Here is an 11033-nt window from a genome sequence, read left to right as displayed (position 1 = left end):
AGACCGTCGAGCCGTCTTGGCTGACTGCGGGAGAGGCTCTTATCTCGTCGCCGAGGCTGACGCTCCATCTCTGGTTTCCTATCGTGGCGTTGTAGGCATAGACCGTTCCGTCTGTGCCTCCTATGTAGAGTACCGAGTCGTCGACTACGGGAGTGCCGGTGACCTCACTACCTATCGAGAACGACCAGTCTCTCTCGGGGAACTTAGGAGGTATCTGTGTCGCGGGGTTGTATCCCGAGTTAGAAGAGTTCTTCTGGAACGACAGCCATCTGTCCTCGACGGCGGGAGCCTCCTGAGCCGCGTCGTCGGTCTCAGACTCGTTCTCCGCCTCCTGTGTCTGTGTCTCTGTTTCATTCTGATCCGTGTCAGTCACATTCTCGACAGGCTGTGTCTCGTTCTGGTTCGTGTCAGTCTGGTTCTGAGGCTGTGAGTCGTTCGTCCCATCTCCATCCCCACCGCCACCCATGCATCCCGCTATACCCGCTATTCCGACAGAAGTGGCTTTCAGAAACCATCTGCGCGTTCGCTGAGTTCTGTCCGACATACAACTAAGACAGAATAGAAGACGTGAACCACCCCGCCCTACTCGCTTGCCCTGGTGGGCTCGCTCGTTAAGGGCGGGGCTTCCAGCGAAGTTTCCTTCAGAGTCCAACTCTGTTCCAAGTCGGAGAGGCTTATTCGCTGTGGGGCGTCCACAGCCCGCTCTACACCCTCCTCAGAACTGAAAAGTTCTGAATTGGGCTTACCTGTGGCTTTTCGAGCCATGTTCACTGCACCGTTTACATCAGCATTGTATCGAGTACCATCCGACGCCTCGAACAAGCCTCGCGTAACTCGCTCACCAACGTACTCCTCGTGATGTTCAACAGGTTCCTCGTCGTAGAACGAGCATTTTGACGTGTGGGATTCAGGCACTAACTCGAACGTAATACCACGAGCTTCGAGCTTGTGCTTGAGTTTCTGCTTGAGCTTATCGAATGGAATCTGGACGAAGTTCTGATTCGTCTTATCGCCGAGATTCACATTTTGCTTCCAGCCCTTCCCATCACCAACGTACACTGTGTCGATATGGTGTTCGATGCAGTAATCAGTGATGAGTCGAACGGCTTTGTTGAGGTAGTCGTTGATGGCGTACCGGCGCTGCTGGTGCAGTTTTTCAATGCGTTGGGTCGTGCCGTCGATACCTTGCTTGTCCTTGATGGACTGGTAGTGGGCGATGCGCTTGTTGAACCATCGATTTTGAGATTTGAGGTGTCGTCCATCCACGATGAATGAACGACCTCGATGGTCAACACACGTCGCCAGATTGTCCACTCCAAGGTCGATACCGAGCCACGACCCTTCGACCGTCTCGATTTCCTCTACGTCTTGCTCGTACAAGACACGGTACTCGAAGTACTGTGCATCAGCTCGTGGTAGGATTTGTACACGTTTGACGTTCGCTTCTTGCACGTCTTCGTACGTGAACGGAATTTTGATTTCTGTCAGGTCACAATCGAACTCGTCGCGGTACGAGTACGGGATACCGAGGCGAATATGGTCGTCTTTGACTTGGAACGATTGCGACGGGAACTCCAGCGTGTAGAATCCATCTTTCGGCAGGTACGATGGAGGACTTACGTCGGCGTCGTACTTGTTTTCTCGTTGCTTCTCTACGAGCTTGAAGAAGGACTTGAACCCTCTATCGACTTGTTTCATCGTCTGTTGAGCGACTTGACTTGGGAGCACCTCGTAGTTCCAGTTGGTCTTCAACTGGTCGTAGGCATCGTAGTAGTTGAGGTACTCGCCGTTGTCGAAGTAGTACTGTCGGACTTCGTAGAGCGTTTTATTGTAGAGGTTTTTCGAGAGATGGCTCATGCTCCGTAGTACCTCGTACTCGTCGGCGGATAGCCCACGAAGGTTTTGCTGGAGCGTCTGAACCATTCTATTACATTATTTGTTAGAATAGTATTTATATCTTGTGGGCTTTGGGTTTGTCGGGCGTATCCCCTCCCTACTCGCTCACTCCACGGTGTTTCGTTCGCTCCTTAAGGAAGGGGTCTTGCCCTCAAATTTAGATAAAAATCTATTCTGTCCGACAAAAAATCTCTCAGCCTGAGACCTCGCCTAAGAGGCGTCGCGCTTCCTGTATCCTCTTGTCGGCGAGGTTAGTGTTGCCCTCAGCACCCGCGTCGGCGGCACGTCGGAACTCTGTTGCGGTCTGGCGTAAGGTTCTGAGACTCGATATAAACGCCTCCGCCTGGCCCCTCTGTATCGATCCTTTTCCCCTGGCGGGCTTGATCTCCATGTACTCGTCGAAACTTCTCAGAGACTGGTTGAAATTCTCTTTAGCTGCCTCAAAACTCTCGGACGCGTCTCTCCATCTCTCCTCCGGAAGTCTTCCGTCTTCGAGGTAGACGGATACTGTCCCGAGACCCGTGTAAAGGGATCTGAGACCCTCGACGTACGACACCCAACCGTTCCCAAGAGGTCTCATGAACGGCATATGTTCCTCGTGTTGGTAGATGAGGTGGTTACGCACGGGGGTTATATTTACCGTGGGATCGTCCAACTGTGCCAGACTCGCATTCGTCTCGGCGTAGATGGACTGCGACTTGTTGAGCTTCTGTCTCGCTGTCTCGACGTCTTCGAGAGCTCTGTTGAGTGGCTTGATGTTGTTCGTCGACGCCTGTCTCAAGTGACTCCTCGCGTTTTCAAGATACTTGTGTGCTCTGGCGTGGGCTATGTCACCCTCTGCGACACCGATGATGACATCTGCAGTCGCCTTCAGACGGCTTGCCTTTTCAGTCTCTATCTTCCCCCCATCTTCGAGTGTCTCGGCTATCTCACGCGCTCTCTGTGCCTTATCACGCGCCTGGATCATGTCTTCTTCAAGCTCATCGACTGAGACATCCTTCCCGAATACAAAGAGAACGGGCGCGTCTTCGACATTAGAGACAGACTCGTTGAGGAGTCTCAGAGCGTCGTCGACCGTCGCGTTAGACTGTAGTTCGGAGGACGACGTTCTGTCTCCGCTCGGCTGTGTGTTACCCATACAGCCCGCAAGAGCCACGGCTAAGACGGCTACGGCGACTAAGAGTTTCTTAGTTTTCATCAGTATATAAAAAGAGACGTGAGAGTATCTTATATCTGGCTCTCAGATCAGCACGTCGGGGGCGCAGTCTCTACGGTGACCTGAAGAGTCGACGAGGTGTCGCCCGACGACGCCTTCAGATCCATCTTGTACTGCTGCATTGCTTGTCCCGACTTCTCAGTTATCTTGAGCTGTGTCGAGCTACCCGGCGAAACCGTGTTGCTTCCGAGACTCGCAGACATCCCCGACGGGACGCTCGCTGTCTCTATGGTGACGTCTCCCGGCGCGCTTTCTTTTGCAGTGACCTCAACTGACGTCGAACGTCCTGCTCCGACGGTCACAGGGTTCGAGCCTATCGATATAAGCTCATTGCTCGTGGCTACCTCGCCCGAGCCGCCCCCTCCCGATGCTTCTGCTCCCCCGCTACCCCCACCACCGCCGCCTGTACAGCCGGCGAGCATCACTAGACCTACTACTGCTCCTATAATAAGATGGCGTCTGTCCACCATACCTACTTTTGGTTGCCTCTATCTATATTTAAGAATTTCCATGACTTATTCAAATTGTAATAATGGTACATAAATTAAGTCCTCATCTAAGGAGACCAAAGAAGAAGAGGACTAGGACGAATAGATTGAGTATATGTGTGACTCCGACCGTGGTTTTATAAGGGAAATTTATGATGACTCCGAACATGAAGGATACTTCTTTCATGAAAAACAGACCGAAGCCCGCGAATATGAAGAGAAAACGTCTGTTGCGTCTCTTGTAGTATGCGAGTGCGGATACTACAAAGATACCTGCCGAGAGTATGAGAGTAACTGTGTGTATCGCAGAGTCAAGCGGAGTGCCCTCTATCCGGGGCGGCTGCATATGGATCAGGGGCTCATATGCCGTCTCTAACATAACGTGAAAAAGAGTATCTACTCTACGGATATACGTCTTGTTCTTGTCCTACTGCCCAGACTGTCCGTCTTGTTCTTCGAGTATCCTGTCTATCTGGGAACTCATCTCGTTAGCCGAGACGAAGCTTCCGTACTTCTTGTACCTTATCCTGCCCTCTCCGTCGACTATGACTATCCCCGGAGGCGAATGCGTCTGGTACTTGCGCAGAAAGACCTCCGAGCTCGTATCCGAGAGGTAGGTCATCTCTATGTCGTGTTTCTGCTTCCAGTTTCTGAGTGTCTTCTTGCTCTCGGGTGATATGGCGACGAAATGGACGTCATCGCCGGGGTATCTCTCCATCATTTCCTTCCACGTGGGTGTCATCTCGGCACATGTCAGACATGTCGTAGTCATCAGATCGATCACGACGACATCGCCCTCGTAGTCGGAGAGCGAGACCGTCTCGCCCTCGACCGACTCAAGCGTGAAACCCGGAGCCGGCTTTGCCTCGGCGGCTGTCTTCACGTTGCTATTAAACGCGCCCGTCACGCTCAGACCCGCGAGAGCGACTACGAGGACTAAGACAGTCCCCACGACCGCCGTTACGATACTCTTGTCTGACATCTATTCTGTACCTTTTCACATCAGCATTCTCTTGACCTTGAAGCCGGCGTACATTCCGGGGAACATTCCTATAGCGTAGACGATGCCGACGAGGTTCGCCTGTGTCGAGATCGCGGTGAGGAATCCCGCACAGTCACACGCGAGTGCGAGACGGACTCCGAGAGCTATGCCGAATCCTCCGAGTATCGAGAGAGCGTAACGGTTGAGCTTCTTACCCTTCGGAGGCGTACGTATCTTGAAGTCCTGGTACCACACAGCGGCGAGGAACGCGCCGAGTATGGCGAGTATATACGCCCACGTACCTATAGCTAGTCCGGGGAGTGCCTTCGTTCCAGCCCACCACCACTCTCCAGGGAACCACTGAGGTACTGTAAAGCCGAAGACAGGCCAGACGAAGTAGCTCGCTATGAATCCGAGAGGTCCGGCTCCACGGAACATACCGGGGAGTGCGTCGGCACCCCATATCTGGTACGACACGAAGAATATCGTGTTGCCGAAGATTGCAACCACTCCCGCAACTCTCGGATCCCAGAGTCTCTCGGGAGTAGCGAATGCCTTCTTGAAAGCCGACGAAAGGCTCGCGGCGTCACTCTTGACAACTCTTCCTCCGTCAGCGACCTTCTTCTTAACCTCGTTCATCTGGGGCATACCTCCCTCGGGCGAGTAGTTCTTCGCGAGGTAGTACGATATAGCCGCGAAGAGGACTGAGGCAATGATGCCGTAGACGAGAACGCCGAGCTTGACTCCTAGTATAGGCTCACCGGGTCCTTTGAGAGTCAGGAGAGGCGTCGACCAGGGCCAGCCGAATCCTCCGTAAGACTTGTTAAACTGAACAGCGGGCTTGGCTATGAATGGCACCATTATGACCCACGCGACGAATATCGCGAAGGTCTGTAAAACGGCTGAGACACGTCCCTCACCTATCTTGTGGACTAGACTAACCGCCGACGCTCCTCCTAGTGCCGATCCGAAACCGAGTATGAACGAGCCTATGAAGGCTAAGGGTCCGGACGGCTTCGTGGGCGGCATGTTGCCCGTGAAGTACGTGATTATTCCGACCGAGAGTATGCCGACCCCGAAGAAGTACATGAATCCCCTCGCTAGCCAGCCATTGCGCTGGTAGACGAGGTCTCCAAACATCTGAACAGGGTCGAACTGTCCCCTCTGGAGTGCTATACCAAATATGAGTCCTGCTACACCCACAACTCCGTATACTACTATGTTAGGACTCGTCGGCTCCATGTAGCTGTACTCGGCTAAGAGTACTGATAATGCTCCTATCATTGTTATGTGTGTATCTCGAAGAAGTAGTCGGCTCCTTTCTTCTCGACCTCGTAGTCGTATCCTTCCTGCTTACAGAGCACAGGTATATTCACTTCTCCTATGCTCGGCATATCCGTCACGAACTCGACTGTCTCACCACTGCTGGCTTCTTCGAGTCCCTCCTCTGCTAACCAGAGAGGGATAGGGTACTCTTCCCCCCTTGCATCAACTCTTTTACTTTTGCTCATTCGAATCCCCCGGGTTTACGTAGACGAGGGTCTCCTAATAAACGTATTTGGAGTTCGGACACAACTACATAGGGATAAGACACAATTTACCCAGAAGTAAGAGATTGAGTGGTATTGTACATATATTAGAATCGAAATGTGATGAATATATACATCAGGTTTAATACTCGCGGAAGATAGTATGTGGCATGGAGGATATTCGAGAACAACTCATTGAAGGTGGTAGTAAGTGTCATTAGTTCCTCCGATATTCGGTATACGTGTCTGTATGATAATCTCGGTTCTCAACATAGCACTTCTCACAGGACTAGCGACTGTCTTCGGAAGGAACTACAGGAAGATGAAGTCGACATTCAGCCTCGGACTCTTGATCTTCTCTCTCCTATTCGTACTTGAAAACAGCCTCGCAGTCTACTACTACGTCACACAGCAGATAGTGACGTGGAAGCCACACATAGTTCTCGTGACCTCGGAGTTTGTGGGCTTCACGGTCTTAGGTCTGATAACCTGGAAGCCAGACCTCTCGTTCAGTCTGAGGGTACCGAGAATAAGATGAATTGTACATAACCCCGAAACGATCTTGAAAAACCTACTTATGTACTCTTGGTATACGAGGTCGTAGGGGGAAAACAATGGAAAGAGCAAAGCAGAAGATAGGAGCCTTAGTTATTGTAGCTCTCATAATTGGGGGGATAGGTACACAGATATGGGCAGGTACCGACAAGAACGTCGTAAACGCGGGTTTCTCGGAGGGAGAGAAGAGGACCATACCCGCTAACGAGAGCGGCAGTTCGTCGGCGTCAGGTTCGGAGTCGGGAATAGGAGCCGACACTGACGTACCAGCCGGATCGGTAGTCTCGTCGGCGTCGGGCGGAAGCGGTGGCGCGTCACCCACAGGCTAAGAGACAAATACTAACTCTTATCCCGTCTAAGAGACTGTATCTCACATGGAACTAGAACTTCTCGTGTTCGCGGCTACTGCGGGGACAGCCACCTTCTTCTCACCGTGTGGCTTCCCTATGCTCGCAGTCTATGCCTCGTACTACCTCCAGGAGGAGGACGAGGGAATAGGCTACTCCCGCGGCTTTGTAGCCGGAGGAGCGACAGCCGTCGGGTATCTGGGTGTCTTCCTAGCCCTCGGCGGACTCGTCTATGCCGTCGGAAACGCCGTGACACCACATATTCCGAAACTGGAGCTAATCGTCGGGATACTCCTCGTAGTCTTCGGGGTTGTGATACTCACGGGAAGGTCACCCTCGTTTTCGAGCGAGGTCTATGTTCCTGAGAGAGGCGGCTTGACGGGATTCTTCGTCTTTGGTGTCCTCTACGCAGTCGCAGCGTCGGCGTGTGTAATACCCGTCTTCGTGAGCCTGATAACCTACGCGGCTTCCCAGGGAAGTCTCATCTCGACACTGACCGTCTTCGGTGTCTACGCCGCCTCGATGGGTGCGATGATGGTCGTGATATCACTCGCTATAGCCGGAGGAAAGGAGATATTCGTCGACAGGATAAAGTCGAACATAGGTCTGATAGAGAAGACAGCCGGGGTCGTGATGGCGGTCGTAGGAGCCTACCAGATAGGCTACTACATTACTAACTTCGTGGTGTGACCCTGTTCTGTTCTAAACCGAGGAATTCATACCGGAACCACGTCAACTTCGTCTGATGCTTGAGTTTGGGACGGCGAAAGCACGTAGTGGCGAGAAGGACACGGGCAGGCTCCAAGCCGGAGAGCTACGTGACGGCTCTGACTTCGGGGTTCCTGTCGCCGTAGTCAACGGCTCAGGGAGAGGCAAGACGTTATACATACAGGCGGGGAGCGACGGAGACGAGCTAAACGGGGTCTCCGTGGTGCGTGAGGTCTACAGAAGGATAGAACCCGACGAAGTCTCGGGTAATATTCTGATAGTCGGCGTCCTCAACTTCCACGGCTTCCAGAGGGCTGTCCACAGAAACCCGCTCGACGACATCAAGCTCAACAGAGCATTTCCGGGATCGAAGGACTCCAGCAGCCAGCGTCTCGTCAACCTCGTCTACGAGGAGGGAGTCAAGAGATCCGACCTCGCGCTCGACCTCCATCAGGGATCGACGAGCCGTATGATCGACGAGGTAAGAGTGAGATGTGGGGAAGACCACTACCTCCACTCCGACTGCATGGAGCTCGCACAGACCTTCGGAACCGAGTACATACTCGACGAGAAAGGCGCGGAAGGACAGCTCGCACGCGTCGCACCCGACGAGGGTATTCCGACCGTAGATCCCGAACTCGGAGGTAGCGTAGGTGTCGACGGGGCGTCGGTCGAGAAGGGCGTGAGAGGGGTCTTCAACGTCCTCAAAGGGTATGGATTCATCTCGGGCGAGCCGGCTCTTCCGAGGAAACAGACACGTGCGACGGGGTTCGACACATTCTACACGAGACGCGGTGGAATGGTCGACCTCGAAGTCGATCTCTACGACGAAGTCGAGAGGGGACAGACCCTCTTCCAGGTCACAGACGTATTCGGAGACGTCAGACAGACCGTGACAGCAGACAACAGAGGTGTAGTCTGGCGTATGAGACGTCTTCCGATGGTGGCGACGGGCGAGTACGTCATGAGCGTCGCTACGGGGATAGACGAGATCGAAACCCCGTAGTGGGTCGAGAACGTCTTGGATATATGTCCGAGAAAGAGACAGACACTGAAGCCGAAGACCTCCTGCCCGCGGAACGTCTCAGACAGTCGGCTCTCGAAGGCGACGTGACACAGATACACAGAGGCGAGAGACACGCCGACGAGGGCGACAGATTCGTGATAGACGGCACGACCTTCGAGGTCGTCGAGGTCTACGAGGAGAGACTCGGCGATATGACAGACGAGGACGCACGTGCCGAGGGATCGGACAGCTTAGAGGACTACAAGAGACGTGTCGAGAGGGCACACGGTATAGAGTGGGACGACGACAGTACCGCCGTCTTACACAGGTTCGAGCGCGTCTAGACTACTCGCGTCTCCCTGTCCTTCTCGGGGTACTCGACTACCATCTGCATCCCGTCGTAAGCTATCTCCGTATGCGAGAAGATTTCACGCGCCTGTCTCACGAGGGGCTCGACGCCGTCGGAGTAACGTGAACTCACATGTGTGAGTGCGAGCATCTCGACATCGGCATCCCTCGCCGTCTTGGCTGCCTCTCTCACGGTCGAGTGTCCCGTCTCGTAGGCGCGATCCGACATCTCGTCTCCGAACATGCCGTCGTGTATCAGTAGTGAGGCGTCGCGTGAGGCTTCGAGTATCTCGTCTGTGGTTCTCGTGTCGCCCGTGTAGACGACCTTACGTCCCGGACGTGGCTCTCCGACGACCTGGTCGGGACTCACAGTAGTACCGTCTTCGAGCTCGACCCGCTCGCCCTCGTGGAGCTTTGAGAAGAGGGGACCAGGAGGTACTCCGAGCTCCTCGGCTTTCTGCCTGTCGAATCTGCCCTTTCTGTCGTCCTCCTCTATCGAGTAGCCGACGCTGTTTACGTTCCAGTGTTTCGTACGGAATACCTCGACAGAGTATCCCCCCATCTCTATGCTGTAGCCGTTTCCGACCTCGTGTATCCTGATGTCGTACGCAGGACTGTGTCCCCCGAGACGTGCACAGTCCTCTACGACGTTCTTCATTCCGTTCGGGCAGTAGATGTCTACGGGCTTTTCACGTCCCTGAAAGGTCCAGGTCTGGAAGAGACCCGGCAGACCGAGTATGTGGTCGCCGTGTATATGGCTCAAGAAGACAGCGTCGACCCCGAATCCGGTTCCGTGTTTCATCATCTGTCTCTGTATCCCCTCGCCGCAGTCGAAGAGAAGAAGATCTCCCTCCATCTCGACCATCACACCGCTCGGGTTCCTCTCGGTAGTCGGGATGGAGCCTCCGGTTCCCAGAAATGTCACGCGTAACATCTTATCTTGTCTTATACTTATACGAGATCCTTGATCTTAGTCGCGGGCTCTGTCGACTTTATGTCGGTGTCGATCATTCCGACGACTTCGAGGTCGGTGGTTTCGAGGTAATCCTTGCCCGAGGCTCCCTCGATGACCTCCTTCCGCATGCGAAACTCGTGTCCGTCGTACTCGACATCGACGCCGTCCGTGTCGAACCTCAGTACTGTTCCCGAGTGTACGACCTCAGACTTATCACTGCCACCTTCAGAGTCCTCAGATCCGGAGTCAGACATACGTAGCCGTAGGTCGGGTCACCGAATAAGGCTCACGGATTGGAATCACCTACCTCGGCGTGAACGCCGAGGTTTGTCGGTGAACTTCACAAGATCTTCGATCTTGTGGATTGTGAAATCAGAGATTTCACAACTCCCGGTCTATCCACTAGACCGTGGAAGGCGAGTACTCGCCATTCCCGTTCAACGTCCCCGACTTGAGGGCGAGGTGATGAGTCGCCCGTCCAGAACCAGACTTGAGCCGATTCTGGACGTACCTGTGTGCGATATTGCGTGCCGCGTTGTAGTCGCTGTGTAGCTCTTTGTCGCACTTCTGGCACACGAACACGTCGCCGTCGCGGTTGTCCTCATGCGTGAAGCCACAGTCGGCGTGACTACACCGTTGACTGGTGTACGCAGGATGGACTGTTTCAACAGAAATTCCTTGTTGTTTGGCCTTGTAGGTGACTTGGCGTTTCAGTTCGTTAAACGCCCACTGCTGGAACTTCGAAGCGTTCGTGAATCTCTGATTCACGTGCCATCGAAGCTCCGCTTCGAGACGTTCGAGATACGGTCACGGATGTTCTCTAAGTCCTCGAACACAATGATCGTACAGTTCTGAGAAACAGCCTCTTTGACCAGTTCCTTCGATGCTTGGTGCAAGAAGTCCTCTGACCAGTTGGAGAAGGTGTCACCGATGGACTGGATAGTGAGGTGTGCGCTTCGTGTGCCTTGCTGTTGGAGACGGGCGCGGCGACGTTCGTACTCGC

The 11033-nt window shown here is 53.8% G+C and carries 15 protein-coding genes and 1 pseudogene; 5 read left to right on the top strand and 11 right to left on the bottom strand.

Going from position 1 to position 11033, the window contains the following annotated elements; translation table 11 throughout:
* The 8 genes from SV253_06305 to SV253_06270 all read right to left on the bottom strand — a co-directional run.
* Positions 1–544 (bottom strand): PQQ-binding-like beta-propeller repeat protein (locus SV253_06305; GenBank protein MDY6775674.1); only part of this gene is annotated, 544 nt, incomplete at its 3' end.
* 38 nt (positions 545–582) lie between these two features.
* Positions 583–1923, bottom strand: coding sequence for a transposase (locus SV253_06300; GenBank protein MDY6775673.1), 1341 nt, complete (start codon positions 1921–1923; stop codon positions 583–585).
* Positions 1924–2089: 166 nt separating this feature from the next.
* Positions 2090–3094 (bottom strand): hypothetical protein, encoded by a 1005-nt coding sequence (locus SV253_06295; protein ID MDY6775672.1) that lies wholly within the window; start codon positions 3092–3094, stop codon positions 2090–2092.
* A gap of 47 nt (positions 3095–3141) precedes the next feature.
* On the bottom strand, positions 3142–3582 hold the full coding sequence (locus SV253_06290; protein MDY6775671.1) for a hypothetical protein: 441 nt from the start codon (positions 3580–3582) through the stop codon (positions 3142–3144).
* A gap of 82 nt (positions 3583–3664) precedes the next feature.
* Positions 3665–3979, bottom strand: coding sequence for a hypothetical protein (locus SV253_06285; protein ID MDY6775670.1), 315 nt, complete (start codon positions 3977–3979; stop codon positions 3665–3667).
* A gap of 48 nt (positions 3980–4027) precedes the next feature.
* On the bottom strand, positions 4028–4582 hold the full coding sequence (locus tag SV253_06280) for a TlpA disulfide reductase family protein (GenBank protein MDY6775669.1): 555 nt from the start codon (positions 4580–4582) through the stop codon (positions 4028–4030).
* Positions 4583–4597: 15 nt separating this feature from the next.
* A complete protein-coding gene (locus tag SV253_06275) occupies positions 4598–5866 on the bottom strand; it encodes a YeeE/YedE thiosulfate transporter family protein (GenBank protein ID MDY6775668.1) in 1269 nt (422 codons plus the stop codon).
* Positions 5867–5868: 2 nt separating this feature from the next.
* Complete coding sequence (locus SV253_06270) at positions 5869–6093, bottom strand: sulfurtransferase TusA family protein (GenBank protein ID MDY6775667.1); 225 nt, start codon at positions 6091–6093, stop codon at positions 5869–5871.
* A 229-nt stretch (positions 6094–6322) separates the two neighbouring features.
* On the opposite strand from SV253_06270, the gene SV253_06265 reads away from it, so the two are divergent.
* The 5 genes from SV253_06265 (at position 6323) to SV253_06245 (ending at position 9071) form a co-directional block, all read left to right on the top strand.
* The gene (locus tag SV253_06265) at positions 6323–6649 is read left to right on the top strand and encodes a hypothetical protein (GenBank protein MDY6775666.1); all 327 of its coding nucleotides are present in this window, start codon (positions 6323–6325) and stop codon (positions 6647–6649) included.
* A 76-nt stretch (positions 6650–6725) separates the two neighbouring features.
* Complete coding sequence (locus SV253_06260) at positions 6726–6995, top strand: hypothetical protein (GenBank protein ID MDY6775665.1); 270 nt, start codon at positions 6726–6728, stop codon at positions 6993–6995.
* A gap of 45 nt (positions 6996–7040) precedes the next feature.
* The gene (locus SV253_06255) at positions 7041–7703 is read left to right on the top strand and encodes a cytochrome c biogenesis CcdA family protein (protein ID MDY6775664.1); all 663 of its coding nucleotides are present in this window, start codon (positions 7041–7043) and stop codon (positions 7701–7703) included.
* A gap of 55 nt (positions 7704–7758) precedes the next feature.
* A complete protein-coding gene (locus SV253_06250; protein ID MDY6775663.1) occupies positions 7759–8727 on the top strand; it encodes a succinylglutamate desuccinylase/aspartoacylase family protein in 969 nt (322 codons plus the stop codon).
* A 23-nt stretch (positions 8728–8750) separates the two neighbouring features.
* Positions 8751–9071: an ASCH domain-containing protein gene (locus SV253_06245; protein ID MDY6775662.1), complete on the top strand. Its 321-nt coding sequence runs from the start codon at positions 8751–8753 to the stop codon at positions 9069–9071.
* On the opposite strand, the gene rnz is transcribed toward SV253_06245, so the two are convergent.
* From rnz to SV253_06230, 3 genes and pseudogenes are all read right to left on the bottom strand, one after another.
* Entirely contained in the window at positions 9068–10009 is a 942-nt protein-coding gene (gene rnz, locus SV253_06240) for a ribonuclease Z (protein ID MDY6775661.1), read from the bottom strand. The two genes, SV253_06245 and rnz, sit on opposite strands and share 4 nt — an antisense overlap.
* Before the next feature lie 17 nt (positions 10010–10026).
* Positions 10027–10284 carry a DUF5800 family protein gene (locus SV253_06235; GenBank protein MDY6775660.1) on the bottom strand — a complete coding sequence of 86 codons (258 nt, stop codon included), beginning with the start codon at positions 10282–10284 and terminating at the stop codon, positions 10027–10029.
* Between the two features lie 148 nt (positions 10285–10432).
* Positions 10433–11033, bottom strand: a pseudogene (locus tag SV253_06230) (transposase).

This window comes from Candidatus Afararchaeum irisae (genome assembly GCA_034190545.1).
GTDB classification, from domain to species: Archaea; Halobacteriota; Halobacteria; order Halobacteriales; family Afararchaeaceae; genus Afararchaeum; species Afararchaeum irisae.
The sequence above is the reverse complement of the archived record's forward strand: the minus strand, read 5'-3'. Positions and strand labels throughout refer to the sequence as shown.

What these genes read in the sequence shown, in the direction of transcription:
- SV253_06295 (MDY6775672.1), bottom strand. Translation starts at nt 3,094, where the DNA reads ATGAAAACTAAGAAACTCTTAGTCGCCGTAGCCGTCTTAGCCGTGGCT.
- SV253_06255 (MDY6775664.1), top strand. Translation starts at nt 7,041, where the DNA reads ATGGAACTAGAACTTCTCGTGTTCGCGGCTACTGCGGGGACAGCCACC.
- rnz (MDY6775661.1), bottom strand. Translation starts at nt 10,009, where the DNA reads ATGTTACGCGTGACATTTCTGGGAACCGGAGGCTCCATCCCGACTACC.
- SV253_06280 (MDY6775669.1), bottom strand. Translation starts at nt 4,582, where the DNA reads ATGTCAGACAAGAGTATCGTAACGGCGGTCGTGGGGACTGTCTTAGTC.
- SV253_06235 (MDY6775660.1), bottom strand. Translation starts at nt 10,284, where the DNA reads ATGTCTGACTCCGGATCTGAGGACTCTGAAGGTGGCAGTGATAAGTCT.
- SV253_06270 (MDY6775667.1), bottom strand. Translation starts at nt 6,093, where the DNA reads ATGAGCAAAAGTAAAAGAGTTGATGCAAGGGGGGAAGAGTACCCTATC.
- SV253_06290 (MDY6775671.1), bottom strand. Translation starts at nt 3,582, where the DNA reads ATGGTGGACAGACGCCATCTTATTATAGGAGCAGTAGTAGGTCTAGTG.
- SV253_06300 (MDY6775673.1), bottom strand. Translation starts at nt 1,923, where the DNA reads ATGGTTCAGACGCTCCAGCAAAACCTTCGTGGGCTATCCGCCGACGAG.
- SV253_06275 (MDY6775668.1), bottom strand. Translation starts at nt 5,866, where the DNA reads ATGATAGGAGCATTATCAGTACTCTTAGCCGAGTACAGCTACATGGAG.
- SV253_06285 (MDY6775670.1), bottom strand. Translation starts at nt 3,979, where the DNA reads ATGTTAGAGACGGCATATGAGCCCCTGATCCATATGCAGCCGCCCCGG.
- SV253_06260 (MDY6775665.1), top strand. Translation starts at nt 6,726, where the DNA reads ATGGAAAGAGCAAAGCAGAAGATAGGAGCCTTAGTTATTGTAGCTCTC.
- SV253_06245 (MDY6775662.1), top strand. Translation starts at nt 8,751, where the DNA reads ATGTCCGAGAAAGAGACAGACACTGAAGCCGAAGACCTCCTGCCCGCG.
- SV253_06250 (MDY6775663.1), top strand. Translation starts at nt 7,759, where the DNA reads ATGCTTGAGTTTGGGACGGCGAAAGCACGTAGTGGCGAGAAGGACACG.